The organism is Flavobacterium sp. 245, from assembly GCF_004362055.1.
Classification (GTDB): domain Bacteria; phylum Bacteroidota; class Bacteroidia; order Flavobacteriales; family Flavobacteriaceae; genus Flavobacterium.
Genome location: NZ_SNXB01000001.1, coordinates 223,711 through 240,844, shown reverse-complemented (window position 1 = coordinate 240,844; position 17,134 = coordinate 223,711). Strand labels below are relative to the sequence as shown.

Here is a 17,134-nt window from a genome sequence, read left to right as displayed (position 1 = left end):
TTTAGTTTTATGTAATTTAATTTATTTGTACAAATTTACTTGCAATTACAGGATTTCCGTTAACCATAATAGTTAAATCTTGATCACCATCTACAGTAAAAGTTGTTTCGTTATGATTTACAGCGACTTTCAAAATTTGATTTCTGAAATTAATTTTAAACGAATAGCCTTTCCATTCTTTTGGAATTTTCGGAGCAAAATGAAGCTGGTCATTTTTAACACGCATTCCGCCAAAACCTTCTACAATACTCATCCATGTTCCCGCCATCGACGTGATGTGACAACCTTCTTCAACTTCTTTATTATAATCATCCAAATCCAGACGAGAAGTTCTTAAATAGAAAGTATATGCCATATCCATTTTGTCTAAAACCGCAGCCTGAATCGAGTGTACACAAGGAGAAAGTGAACTTTCATGAACAGTAAAGGATTCATAAAAATCAAAGTTTCTTTCTAATTCTTCTCTCGAAAAATGATCTTCGAAGAAATAAAAACACTGTAAAACATCAGCTTGTTTGATATACGGTGAACGTAAAACGCGATCCCAAGACCATTTTTGATTGATTGGTCTTTGTGAACGATCTAAATCTTTAACCGGAACTAAATCTTTGTCTAAGAAACCGTCTTGTTGTAAATAAATACCCAATTCTTTTGAAGTTGGGAAATACATATCATCAGCCACTTTTTTCCATTCCTGAATTTCATTAGCAGAAAGACTTACTTTTTCTAAAATACGTTTGTGATCTGCTAGATATTCTAAACCAACTTTTGTAATTTGTTCCGATGCAAAATCAATACACCATTTTGCAATATAATTGGTATAGAAATTATTGTTGATGTTGTTTTCGTATTCGTTTGGACCAGTAACTCCAAGAATTACATATTGATTTTTCTCTTTTGAAAAAGAAGCTCTTTGGTGCCAGAAACGTGCAATTCCGATTAAAACTTCTAAACCTTTTTCTGGAATATAAGAGTAATCGCCTGTGTAACGGTAATAATTGTAAATCGCAAAAGCAATTGCACCATTTCGGTGGATTTCTTCATGTGTGATTTCCCATTCGTTATGGCATTCTTCACCATTCATGGTCACCATTGGATACAGCGCTGCGCCATTTTTGAAACCTAAATTATCTTTAGCATTCTCAATTGCTTTATCCAATTGATTGAAACGGTATGTCAATAAGTTTCTTGCAACCTGTTGATCTTTTGTCGCCATATAAAACGGAATACAATAAGCTTCAGTGTCCCAATAAGTTGATCCACCATATTTTTCTCCAGTGAAGCCTTTTGGTCCAATGTTTAAACGGCTGTCTTTTCCTGAATAAGTTTGGTTCAATTGGAAGATGTTGAAACGAATTCCTTGTTGTGCTTTCACATCGCCTTCAATAGTAATATCAGACATTTCCCAGATTTTTGCCCATGCCTCAATTTGATTTTGAAGCAAAGCATCATAACCTAAAGAAACCGCAGATTTGATTACTTTTTCGGCTCCAGCCAAAGTGTTTTCGTGGTTTAAAGAAACCGTATATCCACCAATTTTTTGAATAGATGAGGTTTGTCCTTTTGCAATAATTGTTCCGTAAGTATACTGAACTTTATCAGTTGTTGAATCGATTGTCGATGGCGAAACATTGATGTTTTCTCCGTTTGCCAAAATCGTATTGTGCATGAAAGTCGTAACTTTAAAATGCGTTTTAAAGGTCTGCGCCGTTACAAAAGCTTCATTTGTGCCTTTTTTAACTTCAAGCGGTTCCCAGAATTTTTCTTCCCAGTTCGCATCTTCATTGGTTACACCAGCGTCAACGTAAGGTTTGTAAACGATTTTTGCATCTTTGTTTAAAGGTGTGATGTCGTATTTAATGATTCCGGATTCGTCTAAATCTAATGAAAGAAAACGACGAACGTTTACAGCGATTTCAGTTCCGTTTTTAAGAACAGCTTCAAAAGAACGATTGTACCATCCTTCTCTCATATTCAATTCCCTGCGAAAGTTTCTAACTTCGGTGCAAGCATTTAAATCAAGATTTTCTTCGTTGATTTCAATGTCAATTCCAATCCAGTTTGGAGCGTTAAGAACTTTTGCAAAATACTTAGGATAACCGTTTTTCCACCAGCCCACTTTTGTTTTGTCTGGATAATAAATTCCGGCGATATAGCTTCCCTGAAAAGTTTCAGCAGAATAGGTTTCTTCAAAATTGGCACGCTGTCCCATAGCGCCGTTCCCGATACTAAAAAGACTTTCAGAAGATTTTACTCTTTCGGCATCAAATCCTTCTTCGATGATGGACCAATTGTCTGGTTTTATATAATCTTGATTCATTTCTTTTAATTTGATAATTGGGCAATTAGGGTAATTAGATAATGTGTCAATTAGAAAATGAGACAATTACTTGTCTTTGGCCGCTTCTAGTTTGATTTTATCCTTAATTGCTTGTTGTTGTTCTATTTTACTTTTTAATTGATGATTTTATTTTTAAAAATTGGTTTCTTTAAATTAGATAATTCAAGATTGCGTGATTATCTAATTATCAAATTGACACATTGCCACATTCTTTCCTAACCAATCAGTTTCTCGATAAACTGTGAGTCGATTTGGGTAAAATCTTTAAAAATATAGTCAGCTTCATGTAAAATTGTTTCCTCACCAATTCCCACACTTACCATTTCTGCGATGTTTGCTGCCTGAATTCCGGCAACAGAATCTTCAAATACAATTGAGTCTTTTGGATCAATATGTAATAATTGAGCCGCTTTTAAGAAAACTTCAGGATCTGGTTTTGCATTGGTAACGTCATTACCGTCAACAATAACTTCGAAGTAAGATAGAATCCCTGTTTTTTCTAAAATTGGTCTTGCATTTTTGCTGGCAGAACCTAATGCAATTCCTTGGTTTTTATCTTTTAATAGTTTTAGAATTTTTAAAACTCCTGGAAGAACCTCACTTTCATCCATGTCAACTAAATAAGATAAATAATCTTCGTTTTTTTGAATCAGCCATTTGTCTTTGTCTTCCTGAGAAGCCTGAACATTTCCTAATCCAAGTATAATATCTAACGAACGAACGCGGCTTACACCTTTTAAAAGTTCGTTGTCTTCATGTGTAAAATTTATATTTAATGATTTGGCAATTTTTTGCCAAGCTAAAAAGTGGTATTTAGCGGTATCAACGATCACTCCATCAAGATCGAAGATGAATGCTTTTTTATTATTCATGGATTTCAATTTTAGTTTTGCTATTTACTCTAAGCGTCAATAATCCTGCGAAAATCATTGATATTCCTCCAATTATTAGAGCATAAATAGGTTCATTATTAAAGAATTGTTTGATTACAAATCCTAATATCGTAGCAGCTACAATTTGTGGAATTACAACGAAAAAATTAAAAACACCCATGTAATAGCCCATTTTAGCTGCAGGCAAAGCTCCAGATAACATGGCATAAGGCATTGATAAAATACTTGCCCAAGCAATACCAACTCCCAACATTGGAAGGATAAGCAGCTGTTTATCACCAATAAAATAAATCGAAATTAAACCAACACCTCCAGCGCATAAGGCCAATAAGTGTGTTGCTCTAACGCCTACTTTTTTTGCAATAACTGGTAATAAGAAAGCCACTGCGGCAGCAACTCCGTTATAAACTGTAAACAATACCGAAACCCAGTCAGCAGCATCATTATATACTTTTGAAGTTGTGTCTGTAGTGCCAAATATGTGTTGTGTAACGGCTTGTGTAGTATAGATCCACATAGAGAAAAGCGCAAACCAAGAGAAAAACTGAACCCACGCTAATTTTTGCATTGTTCTAGGCATGTTCAATAAATCGGTCATGATTATGGTAAAACCATTTTGAACTTTTTTTGTTCGTAGTTGTGATGCAATTACAAACAAAACGCCCATGAAAATTAAGCCTACAAAAAGAATATATAGCTCTTTTGCAAGGCTGTTTTCGAAAATTAAAAATGAAATTAATCCTCCAATACCAGCAAACAATAATCCTAAAAGCAATTGTTTTTTTGTAGAAACACCCGCTTCTGTTTCAGAATTAGAGATCCCTTCTGTGTTTTTTTTGCTGTTAGCTTCAAATGCATGAAGTTCTTCGGGAGTATATTCGGTTGTTTTAAAAACAGTCCATAAAACCGAAAGCAGAAAAACGATGCCGCCAATGTAAAAAGACCATTTTACAGCATCCGGAATAATTCCCTTAGGTGCAACGTTGCTAACATCGAAAACATTTGTAAAAAGATAGGGCAAAACCGAACCCACAACGGCACCGGTACCAATAAAGAAACTCTGCATAACAAAACCTAATGCGCGTTGTTCATCTGGTAAATTATCACCAACAAAAGCACGGAAAGGTTCCATTGAAACATTTATTGAAGCATCCATTATCCATAAAGTTCCCGCAGCAATCCATAAAGTAGGAGAGTTAGGCATGATGAATAATGCAATTGAAGACAAAATAGCTCCAATTAAAAAATAAGGGCGACGTCTGCCTAAACGAGTCCAGGTTCTGTCACTGAAATAACCAATAACGGGCTGAATAATTAAACCTGAAACAGGCGCAGCAATCCACAAAATTGGGATTTCATCTATTTTAGCACCAAGGGTTTCAAAAATTCTTGAAGTATTTGCGTTTTGCAGTGCAAAACCAAATTGTATTCCTAAGAAACCGAAACTCATGTTCCAAATTTCCCAGAAACTTAATTTACGCTTTTCCATTATCGTAATTTGAAAATTATACGATAAGCGCTTTGCTTATCAAAACTTTGTTTCTTTCGAAGTAAAACTAAAAGCCTTGACGGGCGTAAAAGTATTAATTATTTTTTTATTTATGCTAATAAAAAAGCCATAAATATTTTTTATGGCTTTAGAATACGTTGATTTTAAGAAAATTAGTCAGTAGATTCTCTTTTTATTAAGTGGGTTTCTATTACTTCTGTAGTGTAGTTTTCATTTTCTTCTTCGTCATCGTCATGTTCGGCTTCCAGTCTTTCGATAAGCATTTTGGCGGCTTTATTACCCATTTTTTCACCACTCTGACTTACCGTTGTAATACTTGGAGTTGAGTATTTTGAGATGATTCCGTCTGTAAAAGCAATTACAGCCAAATCTTCAGGAACTTTCAATCCCATTTTTGATGCCGTTTTAATAATTGTTACCGCAAAAAGCTCATTTACAGCAAAAACAGCATCAAAAGCTCTGGCGTGCAAAAGCTCAGAAATAGTGATTTCGCACGTATCAACATCTTCAATTTTAATGATTAAATCTTCATTGAAAGGGATTCCGTTGTCTAAAAGCGCTTTCTCATAACCATCGGTTCGTAATTTTCCAACACTCACATAATCGACAGTTGTTACTAAAGCGATTTTTTTTCTTCCATTGTCAATTAAACTTTGAACCGCTTCATATGCGGCAGCCTTGTCGTCAATAATTACTTTGTCACATAAAATATCATTGGTGACACGATCAAACATGACAACCGGCATTCCTTGATTGATCACTTCGGTAATATGGTGAAAATCACCCTTATATTGGGTTTCTTTTGAAAGTGACATGATAAAACCATCGATACTTCCATTTGCCAGCATTTCCATATTCAACACCTCTTTGTCAAATGAATCGTCTGATAAACAAATTACAACACTATAGCCATGTTCATTCGCGACCTGTTCAATTCCGTTGATTACAGTAGAGAAAAAATAATGTACAATTTCCGGAATGATAATACCAATACTTTTGGTTTTTCGGTTTTTTAAACTAAGAGCAATGTTGTTAGGCTTATAGTTGTAAAACTTAGCAAAAGCCTGAACTTTTAGACGTGTTTCTTCGCCTATTTCTAGACTGTTTCTAAGTGATTTTGAGACAGTTGAAATAGATACGTCAAGTTCTTTTGCTATCTGTTTTAAGGTTATTTTACGTTTCATGGTGTTTTTTGGAAAAAATCTAATTGATAATAAAGGTGGACAATATTTTTGGTATTGGCAATTTTTGACTTAAAAGATTACAAAAAATAGAAAGTTTTCAACACTATCACGTTTTCGTAAACCAATAAAAATTGCCACCGGTTGTTCGTGTTAATAAATTCATAATTTTGAAATTCGAAGTAAAATTAAAAACTTAACTAACAATCACAAACTCAAACTAATTTAAACAAAAAGTATGAAAACAATTTACAAAAAGTTGTTATTTTTATTCCTACTGCTGCCGTTTACTGTGTTAGCTCAAAGCACACTAAGTGGAACTGTTGTCGATAAGGCAACGGGACAGCCGATTCCGGGGGTAAATGTAAATGTACAAGGCTCAAAAGCAGGTACTTCTACAGATTTTGACGGGAAATTTCAATTGCCAAATTTAAAAAATGGTGATAAAATTGTCGTGTCATTTATTGGATATGTAAGCAGTACAGTAACTTTTTCTGGACAAAAAAACGTAAGCATTTCTCTTGAAGAAGATACAAACCAACTTAAAGAGGTTGTTGTACAAGTAGGTTACGGTACTGTTAAGAAAAAAGACGCGACAGGAGCTGTAACAGTTTTAGGCGCAAAAGACTTTAATAAAGGACCAGTACAATCTGCTGATCAAATGATTCAAGGTAGAGTAGCTGGTTTGCAAATTATTAACGGAGGTGGTTCTCCAGGAGCTGATCCGATCGTAAGAATTCGTAGTGGATCTTCTCTTAGTGCAAACAACGATCCGTTATATGTAATTGATGGTATTCCTGTTGCAAATGGAGGAGTTGAAGGAGGAAGAAACCCTTTGTCTACAATCAACCCGAATGATATTGAATCACAAACTGTTTTAAAAGATGCTTCAGCAACTGCAATTTACGGTTCAAGAGCTTCTAATGGTGTAATCATTATTACCACTAAAAAAGGTAAATCAGGTGATATCAAAGTAAGCTATAACGGTAATTTCCAAGTTTCAGAAATTACTCAAAAAGTTGATGCTTTATCAAGCGGGCAATTTAGAGATTTTGTAAATGCAAACGGAAGTGCATCTCAAATAGCAGCAATGGGTCAGGCTAATACAAATTGGCAAGACGAAATTTACAGAACTGCAATGGGTACAGATCAAAACGTTTCTGCAAGTGGTGGTGCTGATAATGTTACTTATAGAGCTTCTGTAGGGTATACTAACTTAAATGGTGTTTTATTAAGAGATAATTTTGAAAGAACAACTTTAGGAGTTTCGTTAACTGGAGACTTTTTTGACAAACATTTAAAAATTCAGGTAAACAACAATACATCTGTAATTAAAAGTAACTACAGTAACACTGGAGCAGTTGGTGCGGCTGTAGGTTTTGATCCAACTCAATCTGTTAGAAATGCTGATGGTACTTATTTCCAATGGATGACATCTCCAACAGAATTTAATCAATTGGCTGGAAAAAACCCAGTTGCAATGATTAATCAACAAGATAATTTAGGTACCTTTAATAGAAGTATCGGAAATATCCAATTGGATTATAAAATGCACTTTTTGCCAGAATTAAAGGCAGTTGTGAATTTAGGTTATGACCAAATGAGCGGTAGAGGTTATGGAGGAACAGATTCAGATTATTTATTTGGTCTTAAAGGTTCTGGATATAATAACTCTTATGAAAATATAGAGAAAAGAAATAACAAGTTAATGGACTTGTATTTGAACTACAATAAGTTTTTTGATGGTATCAAAACACAAATTGATGTAACAGGTGGTTATACTTACCAAGATTTTAGAGAAGAAAAAAACAAATCAAATTATAATTTTGAGAATGATGTAAATACTGTAGAATTGTTTACTCCTACACATATCAATTTACAGTCTTTCTTTGGAAGAGCTAATTTTACAGTGGCAGATAAATACTTAGCAACTGTTTCTATTAGACGTGATGGAACTTCAAGATTTACAGAAGATTACCGCTGGTCAAATTTCCCTGCAGTTTCTGTAGCATGGAAATTAAATGAAGAAAGTTTCTTAAAAGATGTTGCAAGCATCAACTCTATTAAATTAAGAGGAGGATGGGGTATTACTGGACAGCAAAATATTGGAAGTGCTTATCCTTCGATTCCATTATATTTAGCATCAAACAGTGCTGCTCAATATCAATTAGGAAATACTTTTTATACTACTTACAGACCACAGCCGTATAACAGTAATTTGAAATGGGAAGAGACAACAACAATAAACATTGGATTGGATTTTGCTCTTTTCAATAATAGAGTGACAGGTACTGCAGATGTTTACGAAAGAACTACAGACGATTTATTATTAAATACTTTGAATCCACCTTTCTTCGGATTCTCTAATAGAGATAATTATAACGTAGGTAGCCTTAAAAATAAAGGTATTGAATTATCTGGTGAAGTAATTCCGGTTCAAAATAATAATTTAGAATGGAGAATTGGTGGAAATATTACATTCCAAAATTCAAAAATTACAGCATTAACAACAACTCAGGATAATACTCCTGGATTAGAAGCCGGAGATAATATATCAGGTGGAACAGGAAATAAAATTCAAAATAATCAGGTTGGTTATGCACCAAATTCATTTCATGTGTTTGAGCAAGCATATGATGCTGCTGGAAAACCAATGGATGGTGTTTTTGTAGACCGTAATAAAGATGGAATCGTAAATGAAGATGATATGTATCGTTTTCATAAACCAGCTGCTGATATTTTTTACGGATTCTATACAAGCGTGAATTACAAAAACTGGGATTTTTCTATGAACTGGAGAGGTTCTTGGGGTAACTATATGTACAATAACGTAGATTCTGGTAATGGTGTATATAATACGGTTTTAATCAGACAAAATGATTTAGCAAATGGTGTTGAAAATCTTTTAGAAACAGGTTTCAAACAAGGAAGTAATTTCCAGTTAAAATCTGATTACTATATTCAAGATGCTTCTTTTGTTAAATTAGATAACGTTACTGTTGGTTACACTTTTAATCAAAAAATAAAAGGAATCTCAATGTTAAAATTAACAGCATCAGCTCAAAACGTTTTAACAATCACCAAGTATGAAGGTTTGAATCCTGAAATTTCAAATGGTATTGATAATAATCTTTATCCAAGACCAATTACTTTCATGTTAGGATTAAACGCTAACTTCTAATTCAAATAACAAGAAAAATGAAAAAGATACAAATAAAATTATTAGGTATTTCTTTGTTTATGATGACGATGTTGTTTTCATCATGTACAGATGATCTAAACCAATCACCAGATAATGGAGATTCTGTAAGTAGTGACGAGCTTTTTAAAGATCCGGCTGCTTACAAACAAAATTTAGCAAAATTATATGCAGGTTTTGCTACAACAGGTCAGCAAGGACCTGCAGGAAGTCCTGATATTTCTGGAATTGATGAGGGAACAAGTCAATACATCAGAGGTTTTTGGATGATGCAGGAATTAACAACTGATGAAGCAGTAATTGCTTGGAATGATGGAACAATTAAAGATTTTCATTCACAGACTTGGTCATCAGCAGATACTTTTCTTGCAGCAACATTTGCACGTTTTTCTTTTCAGATTGTAAACTGTAATGAGTTTTTAAGACAAACTACAGATGCAAAATTAGCAGGAAGAGGTGTAACAGATGCAGCTGTTTTAGCAGATGTTAAAGCATATCGTGCAGAAGCTCGTTTTTTACGTGCAATGACATACTGGCATTTAGTAGATACTTTTGGAGCTGGATCAATCGTAACAGAAGATTCTCCAACAACATTCTATTATCCAGAATATTCTTCAAGAGCTGAGATATACAAATTTATCGACGAAGAACTTACTGCTATCGAGCCATTGTTGAAAACACCTAAAACTAATGAAGCTTATCGTATTGATCAGGCAGCAGCTTGGATGTTGCATGCTAAATTGTACATGAACGCAAAAGTTTATATTGGTACAGATCATTATACTGAGGCACTTCCTTTAATTGATAAAGTAATCAATTCTGGATATTCAATTCATAATAACTACAATCAGTTATTCTTAGCAGATAATGATAAAAATGGTGCTCAGAAAGAATTTATCTTCACAATTGCTTTTGACGGTATTCATACTCAAACTTATGGTGGTACAACATTCTTGGTTCATGCTCCAGTAGGTGGCAGCATGGTAGCATCTGAATTTGGTATCAACGGAGGCTGGGGAGGTGTCAGAACAACTTCGGCTTTTGTAAACAAGTTTGATGCTGTTACGACTGATACTCGTGGTCAGTTTTATACTAACGGACAGACGAAAGAAATTGCTAACATTGGAAATTTTACAGATGGTTATGCTATTCAGAAATTCAAAAATGTTGATGTAAACGGTGTTCAGGGATCAGATAAAGCTGGAAACTTTGCAGATACTGATTTTCCAATTTTCAGACTTGCAGATGCTTACTTAATGTATGCTGAATGTGTTGTTAGAGGTGCAGGAGGAAGTTTAGGAACTGCGACTACTTATGTAAATGCTTTAAGAACAAGAGCAAAAGCGAATACAATTTCTCAAAGTGATCTTACTTTGAATTTTATCTTAGATGAAAGAGCAAGAGAATTACATTGGGAAGGACACAGAAGAACAGATTTGATCCGTTTCGGAAAATTCACTGGAGGTTCATATTTATGGCCATGGAAAGGAAATGTGGCTGGAGGTACTTCTACACAAACTTACAGAGATTTATTCCCAATTCCAGCTGGATCTTTAGGAGCAAATCAAAATTTAAAACAAAATCCTGGATACTAACTAACTGAATAACGAAATTAAAAAATACCACAAATGAAAAATATAACTAAATCATTAATTGCTTTATTAGCATTAGTTGCAGTATCATGCAGCGTTGAAGATGTTCAAGACAGACCTGTAATCGAGGCGGTTACTGCCCCTGTATTAACAGCTCCTCAAAGCGGAACTGCATATGTTTTAACTCCAGATGCTGCTGCGAATCAAGCAGAGCGTTTTACTTGGACTTCTGCAGATTTTGGAGGAAGTGTTGAAGTAAGCTACGTAGTAGAAATTGACAAAAAAGGAAATACATTCAAAACGCCTAAAGAATTAGGTACTGTTAAATCTCAAAATCAAGTATCAGTTTCTGTAGAAAAAATGAATACTGCAATTTTGTCTTTAGGTGCAACTCCATTTACTCCTGGTGATTTCGAAGTTAGAGTTAAATCTGCAGTTGGTACTGAAACTCAATTTTCAAATGTTACAGGGATTGTTGTAACACCTTATACTACTGAAACTCCAAAATTATATGTTCCTGGAGGATATCAAATTGCTAGTGGTTATGGTGCAGCTGATTGGACTCAGGCATCTGCTCCAACATTATTAGCCGAAGGTTACGGAAAAACTGCTTTTGAAGGTTATGTATATTTTGCAACTGCGCAAGATGCTACAAAAGACGGACAAGGATACAAATTATCTACTAAATCTGACTGGAGTGGTACAAACTACGGAACTGGTACTGCAGCTGGTACTTTAAGTGGAGCAGGAGATGCTAAAAATCTTTCAATCCTTACACCAGGTTACTACAGAATTAAAGCCGATACTGACCCAGCAAAATTATCAATCGCTACATTAAAAACTACTTGGGGAATTATTGGTAATGCAACTCCAGGAGGATGGGATGCTGATACTCCAATGACTTATGATCCTGCAACTAAAAAATGGACAGTTATTGCAACTTTAACAGCTCAGTCAGCTCCAGATAATGGTTTGAAATTTAGAGCAAATGGCAACTGGGATCTTAACTTTGGAGACACAGGAGCTAATGGAACTCTAGAAGAAGGAGGGACAAATATTGGTACTAGTGCTGGAAAATATTTAATTACTTTGGATTTAAGCAACCCAAGAAATTATACTTATACAATGGTAAAACAGTAATAAGTTGAAACATAGAAAGAGGCTATCTACGGATAGCCTTTTTTAATAACCATATAAATTATGAAAAAAACTTTACTATTATTTTTCTTTTTGTTGTCGGCGATTTCATTTGCGCAGATACAAACAGCAAGCTATTCAGTTAGTCCATCTACTTTTGAGGAAACTGCATCTATTACAATTACTATAAATGGAAGCAGTATAAATGAAGGTACATGGGGTGTTACTGGAAATGCTTTATATATGTGGGCTTGGGCATTTGATACTAATGACACAACTCAAAAAGGTACACCAAACAATGGTACATGGGAAGCGTCAAGCGAGGAAAGTAGATTTACTTATAATGCAGGAACCGATACTTATACTAAAACAATTACACCAACGACTTATTACAATACAACAGGAATTGGTAAAATTGGATTTTTAATTAAAGCTAAAAACGGAACTGGCGACAAAAAATCACAAGATATTCTAGTTGAAGTGGGTTCTTTTCAAGTAACACTGACTTCTCCAACAGAAAATAGTACAACAATATTAGCGTCAGGTTCTAATTTTAATATTGCTGCAACTAATACAAACGGAGTGGCAAGCTATACATTAAAAGCAAACGGAACGACAATTAATACTAACGCAAGTACTGCAAGTTATTCTTATACTGCAAATAATATTACAGATAATCAAAGTTATGAGTTAGTAGTGGTTCAGGGAACTGTTACAATCTCAAAAAAGTTTTCGGTTGTTGTAAATCCAAATACAGTTTTAGCGGCTATTCCTGCAGGGTTAGTTGATGGAATAAATTACAATGCTTCTGATGCTACAAAAGCAACTTTGGTTTTAGATGCGCCTTTAAAAGATTTTGTTTACGTTGCTGGAAGTTTTAATAATTGGCAGCCTACAACGGCTTATGCAATGAAAAAAGATCCATCTTCTGATAAATTTTGGCTGGAATTGACAGGATTAGTTTCGGGAACAAATAATACCTATCAATATTGGGTAGGCGAGAGTACGCCAATGGCAAATTCTCCTGCATTAGTAAAAACAGCAGATCCTTATTCAACGTTGGTTTTATCTCCTTATGATGATGGTGGAATTCCTGCAGCTTCTTATCCAAATTTGCCAGCTTATCCAGCGGGACAAAGTTTTGAAGTTACAGTATTAAAAACAGGACAAACGCCATACAATTGGCAAGTGACAAATTTTACCAAACCAGAAAAAGACAAGTTGGTTGTTTACGAGGTTTTAGTTCGTGATTTTGACGCTAAGAAGAATTATCAGACTTTAATAGATCGAATAGATTATTTTAAAACACTTAAAATAAATGCGATCGAATTAATGCCGGTAATGGAATTTGAAGGCAATGAAAGCTGGGGATATAATACTTCATTTCACATGGCTTTAGATAAATTTTATGGTACATCAGATAAATTAAAAGAACTTATCGATTTGTGTCATCAAAACGGAATCGCAGTGATTTTGGACGTGGCTTTAAACCATGCTTTTGGAAGAAATCCGATGGTTAGAATGTGGATGAACGATCCTGACGGAGATGGTTTTGGATCACCAACTGCCGAAAATCCCTACTTTAATACAGTTGCAAAACATACTTATAGCGTAGGTGAAGATTTTAATCATCAGTCAGCAAAAACGCAATATTACGTTGAAAGAGTTGTGAAGCAATGGATTCAAGAATATAAAATTGATGGTTTCCGCTGGGATTTAACAAAAGGATTCACTCAGGCTTGTACAGCTTCGGATGAATCTTGTACAAATGCGTACCAGCAAGATAGAGTTGATGTTTTGAAAAAATATGCCGATTATTCTTGGAGTCTTGATCCGACACATTATACTATTTTTGAGCACTTAGGTTCTGACAGCGAAGAGCAGCAATGGGCAAATTACCGCGTTACTGAAACACCAAGCAAAGGTGTTATGATGTGGGGTAAAATGACAGATCAATATAATCAGTTGTCAATGGGATATTCATCAAGCAACAATATTTCAAGAATGATGAGCTCTAGCCGTGGTTTTACCGGAAATCGTTTAATGGGTTATGCCGAAAGTCATGACGAAGAACGTTTGATGTATAAAAATGTGATGTATGGAAATACATCAGGAACTTATAATGTAAAAAATTTAAATACAGCTTTATCAAGAATGTCAGCTGTTGGCGCTGTTTCACTTTTGATTCCTGGTCCAAAAATGATTTGGCATTTTGGAGAATTAGGTTGGGATGATTCGATTTATACTTGTAATGACGGAAGTGTAAATGATAATTCAGCTACTGTTCCAGGAGATTGTAAACTTGATACAAAACCACAGCCACAATGGACAGAAAATTGGTTGGGCGATACCAATCGTAATAAAATTTATTATGACTGGGCAAAAATGATCAATCTTAAAGTGACTGAACCAGTATTTTCAGGAACAGCAACAATGGCAAATGCAAATACATTAACGGTCAATATTAAAATAACAAACAGCAATCTGGCTGCGACACAATTAAAGGATGTCTTGATTTTAGCCAATTTTGATATAACAGCACAAAATGTTGCAACAGGTTTTCAATATACTGGTACATGGTATAATTTAATGGATAATTCTTCATTAAATGTTGCAGATGTTAATGCAACAGTAAATTTAGGTCCAGGAGAATATAGAATTTATGGAAATAAAACAGCCAATTTAGCAATTCCAGATTTTGATAAAACAAGCGCTGTAAATTTATATCCTAATCCAGTTTCAAATTATTTCACATTAAATACGGCAGTTTCTAAAGTTCAGGTTTATTCAATTTCAGGACAATTAGTAAAAAGTTTTATTTCAAATGGAAGTGCAGATTTTCAATATAATGTAAGCGATTTGAAAACAGGATTATATGTGGTAAAAGCGCATGATGAAAATGATAAAATTCAGGTTATGAAATTCATAAAGAAATAAATACGTCATTTTAAAATTTAGATCAAAAGCAAACTGCTGCTTTTAGGTTTGAAATTTTAATAGGTATTTAAATTTTGGTTTTTTAGTAGTGTAAAAGGGCTGTCTAGAAATAGACAGCCCTTTTTGTTTAAGGTTGTTTTGGTTATTTTTTCTCGTTGTATTCTCCGATCAAAGAAAAATAGCCAAAAGTTCCCAAGCCTAAAACGATTAGCGGGGTTAGAATGAATAAGGTTATAATTCCAAATACTGTATCATCCTGCTGGTCTGATAAAAATTTTGGCAAGCCAAATTCAAACACGCAGAAATAAGCGGCAGCAATGGAAAGTATAATCCACAAAACACCTAAAATTTTCTTAACTGTATTCATATTATATGTAGGTATTAAAGGTGATTCGTTTTGTTTTTATTATCAATGTAAACCATTCCAATCACAAAGCAGATCGAAGCAATAATAATTGGGTACCAAAGCCCATCCAGATAAAATTCAGGTTTTTTATTTGCTTTTGCATGGGTTACTAAATAGGTCGAAATTGCAGGAAGCAGTCCTCCAAAAATTCCATTCCCTACATGATAAGGAAGAGACATTGAAGTATATCGTATTTTAGTTGGAAACATCTCCACTAAAAACGCTGCAATTGGTCCATAAACCATTGTAACAAATAGAACCTGAATGAAAACCCAAAAAATTAATGTCCATTGGTTCTCTGAATTTATTGTAACTGTAAAAGTGCTTTGTGCCTCTTTTTTATCGGCAAAAACAGTTTTCTTTTCTACATACGATGTTCCGTCTGTATAGGTTTTGGAAATAGTGATTAAAGTATCATTATTCTTTGTTAATTCAGTACTTTGAGTTGTTTTCGCTGTAATTTCTGTCTTGTTTTTAATATTTGTTGTGTTGTACATTTTTTTATAGATCGGTCTATAAGAAAAAATAGCAAGGAACATTCCAAGCATCATAATATATTTTCGTCCAACTTTGTCGCTTAGCCATCCAAAAACAATAAAAAAGGGAGTTCCTAGGAGCAAGGCAATTCCTAAAAGTTCATCAACTTGTGAAGAATCTATATTCATGACGGTTTTCATGAAACTCATAGCGTAGAACTGTCCTGTGTACCAAACAACACCTTGCCCCATTGTAGCGCCAAAAAGAGCCAGTAAAACAAATTTTAAATTATATCGGTTTCCAAAACTTTCCTTTAATGGGTTTGTGCTTGTTGTTCCTTCTTTTTTAGCTTTTGCAAAAACAGGTGATTCGTCCATGTTTTTTCGGATTAAATACGAAACACCTACCATTACAATTGAAACCCAAAAAGGTACGCGCCATCCCCAAGTATCAAAAGCTTCAGCAGAAAGTGCATTTTTTGTGGCCAAAATCACCATTAATGAAATAAATAAGCCTACAGTAGCTGTAGTCTGAATCCAAGATGTCCAGTATCCTTTTTGACCAACTGGCGCATGTTCTGCAACATAGGTCGCTGCACCACCATATTCACCGCCTAAAGCAAGGCCTTGAAGCAAACGCAGAATCAATACTAATAAAGGAGCAACAAAACCAATAGTTTCATAACTCGGAATACAGCCTATTAAAAAAGTAGAACCACCCATTAATAACAGCGTAGCCATAAAAGTATATTTTCGGCCAATAATATCACCTAATCTTCCAAAAAACAAAGCTCCAAAAGGTCGTACTACAAATCCCGCAGCAAACGTGGCCAAAGTGGATAAAAATGCCGCTGCTGGATTATCACTTGGAAAAAATTTTGTCGAAATAACAACTGCTAAACTCCCAAAAATATAAAAATCGTACCATTCAATCATTGTTCCCATTGAGGATGCCGAAATAACTTTCCAAATACCTTTAGTCGAAGTTTTGCTCATAAAACTGTTTTGTGTACTTAATAACGATTAAATAATAAAATTATAGTTTTACGAATATAGAAGATATTTTCATATTCACTTAATACTTTTTTAACAAAAAGAATGTATTTGTTGACTTTTTTATTTTTAGTAGTATATGCTTTATAAAGTCCTTGAAAAAGTCAAATTTAATCGCAAAGAATATAAAGAAAAAAAACGCAAAGGTCCGCAAAGCAATAAATTAAACTTTGCGAACCTTTGCGTTAAACTTTTGCTCTTTGCGGTTGAATATTAAAAGGGTGTAAAAACAAAAAACCCGAATATTGCTATTCGGGTTTTGGTGGTACCTCCAGGGATCGAACCAGGGACACATGGATTTTCAGTCCATTGCTCTACCATCTGAGCTAAGGTACCGTCTTGTGCTCAATGCGGGTGCAAAGATAGAATCATTTTTCGTTTATCCAAAACATTTTTTTAAAAAAATCAA

Annotated in this window: 10 protein-coding genes and 1 tRNA gene; 4 read left to right on the top strand and 7 right to left on the bottom strand. The window is 34.3% G+C overall.

Annotation, left to right across the window (positions count from 1 at the left end):
• Positions 1-16: 16 nt before the first annotated feature.
• From EV145_RS00985 to EV145_RS00970, 4 genes are all read right to left on the bottom strand, one after another.
• A complete protein-coding gene (locus EV145_RS00985) occupies positions 17-2,320 on the bottom strand; it encodes a glycoside hydrolase family 65 protein (RefSeq protein ID WP_133523379.1) in 2,304 nt (767 codons plus the stop codon).
• 236 nt (positions 2,321-2,556) lie between these two features.
• The gene (gene pgmB, locus EV145_RS00980; protein ID WP_133523378.1) at positions 2,557-3,213 is read right to left on the bottom strand and encodes a beta-phosphoglucomutase; all 657 of its coding nucleotides are present in this window, start codon (positions 3,211-3,213) and stop codon (positions 2,557-2,559) included.
• Positions 3,206-4,723 carry an MFS transporter gene (locus EV145_RS00975; protein WP_133523377.1) on the bottom strand — a complete coding sequence of 506 codons (1,518 nt, stop codon included), beginning with the start codon at positions 4,721-4,723 and terminating at the stop codon, positions 3,206-3,208. The genes pgmB and EV145_RS00975 overlap by 8 nt, the downstream gene beginning before the upstream one ends.
• Before the next feature lie 173 nt (positions 4,724-4,896).
• The gene (locus EV145_RS00970; RefSeq protein WP_133523376.1) at positions 4,897-5,928 is read right to left on the bottom strand and encodes a LacI family DNA-binding transcriptional regulator; all 1,032 of its coding nucleotides are present in this window, start codon (positions 5,926-5,928) and stop codon (positions 4,897-4,899) included.
• Between the two features lie 235 nt (positions 5,929-6,163).
• On the opposite strand from EV145_RS00970, the gene EV145_RS00965 reads away from it, so the two are divergent.
• Genes EV145_RS00965 through EV145_RS00950 form a run of 4 tightly spaced genes read left to right on the top strand, consistent with a single transcriptional unit; the run spans position 6,164 to position 14,790 of the window.
• The gene (locus tag EV145_RS00965) at positions 6,164-9,106 is read left to right on the top strand and encodes a SusC/RagA family TonB-linked outer membrane protein (RefSeq protein WP_133523375.1); all 2,943 of its coding nucleotides are present in this window, start codon (positions 6,164-6,166) and stop codon (positions 9,104-9,106) included.
• Between the two features lie 17 nt (positions 9,107-9,123).
• The gene (locus EV145_RS00960; RefSeq protein WP_133523374.1) at positions 9,124-10,719 is read left to right on the top strand and encodes a RagB/SusD family nutrient uptake outer membrane protein; all 1,596 of its coding nucleotides are present in this window, start codon (positions 9,124-9,126) and stop codon (positions 10,717-10,719) included.
• Positions 10,720-10,752: 33 nt separating this feature from the next.
• Positions 10,753-11,856 (top strand): SusE domain-containing protein, encoded by a 1,104-nt coding sequence (locus EV145_RS00955; RefSeq protein ID WP_133523373.1) that lies wholly within the window; start codon positions 10,753-10,755, stop codon positions 11,854-11,856.
• 60 nt (positions 11,857-11,916) lie between these two features.
• A complete protein-coding gene (locus tag EV145_RS00950; RefSeq protein ID WP_133523372.1) occupies positions 11,917-14,790 on the top strand; it encodes an alpha-amylase family glycosyl hydrolase in 2,874 nt (957 codons plus the stop codon).
• A gap of 142 nt (positions 14,791-14,932) precedes the next feature.
• On the opposite strand, the gene EV145_RS00945 is transcribed toward EV145_RS00950, so the two are convergent.
• The 3 genes from EV145_RS00945 to EV145_RS00935 all read right to left on the bottom strand — a co-directional run bounded on the left by EV145_RS00945 (position 14,933) and on the right by EV145_RS00935 (position 17,061).
• Positions 14,933-15,157 (bottom strand): DUF6814 family protein, encoded by a 225-nt coding sequence (locus EV145_RS00945; RefSeq protein WP_133523371.1) that lies wholly within the window; start codon positions 15,155-15,157, stop codon positions 14,933-14,935.
• A gap of 14 nt (positions 15,158-15,171) precedes the next feature.
• Positions 15,172-16,668 (bottom strand): MFS transporter, encoded by a 1,497-nt coding sequence (locus EV145_RS00940; protein WP_133523370.1) that lies wholly within the window; start codon positions 16,666-16,668, stop codon positions 15,172-15,174.
• A 317-nt stretch (positions 16,669-16,985) separates the two neighbouring features.
• A tRNA-Phe gene (locus tag EV145_RS00935) sits at positions 16,986-17,061 on the bottom strand.
• Positions 17,062-17,134: the final 73 nt, after the last annotated feature.

What these genes read in the sequence shown, in the direction of transcription:
- EV145_RS00985 (WP_133523379.1), bottom strand. Translation starts at nt 2,320, where the DNA reads ATGAATCAAGATTATATAAAACCAGACAATTGGTCCATCATCGAAGAA.
- pgmB (WP_133523378.1), bottom strand. Translation starts at nt 3,213, where the DNA reads ATGAATAATAAAAAAGCATTCATCTTCGATCTTGATGGAGTGATCGTT.
- EV145_RS00975 (WP_133523377.1), bottom strand. Translation starts at nt 4,723, where the DNA reads ATGGAAAAGCGTAAATTAAGTTTCTGGGAAATTTGGAACATGAGTTTC.
- EV145_RS00970 (WP_133523376.1), bottom strand. Translation starts at nt 5,928, where the DNA reads ATGAAACGTAAAATAACCTTAAAACAGATAGCAAAAGAACTTGACGTA.
- EV145_RS00965 (WP_133523375.1), top strand. Translation starts at nt 6,164, where the DNA reads ATGAAAACAATTTACAAAAAGTTGTTATTTTTATTCCTACTGCTGCCG.
- EV145_RS00960 (WP_133523374.1), top strand. Translation starts at nt 9,124, where the DNA reads ATGAAAAAGATACAAATAAAATTATTAGGTATTTCTTTGTTTATGATG.
- EV145_RS00955 (WP_133523373.1), top strand. Translation starts at nt 10,753, where the DNA reads ATGAAAAATATAACTAAATCATTAATTGCTTTATTAGCATTAGTTGCA.
- EV145_RS00950 (WP_133523372.1), top strand. Translation starts at nt 11,917, where the DNA reads ATGAAAAAAACTTTACTATTATTTTTCTTTTTGTTGTCGGCGATTTCA.
- EV145_RS00945 (WP_133523371.1), bottom strand. Translation starts at nt 15,157, where the DNA reads ATGAATACAGTTAAGAAAATTTTAGGTGTTTTGTGGATTATACTTTCC.
- EV145_RS00940 (WP_133523370.1), bottom strand. Translation starts at nt 16,668, where the DNA reads ATGAGCAAAACTTCGACTAAAGGTATTTGGAAAGTTATTTCGGCATCC.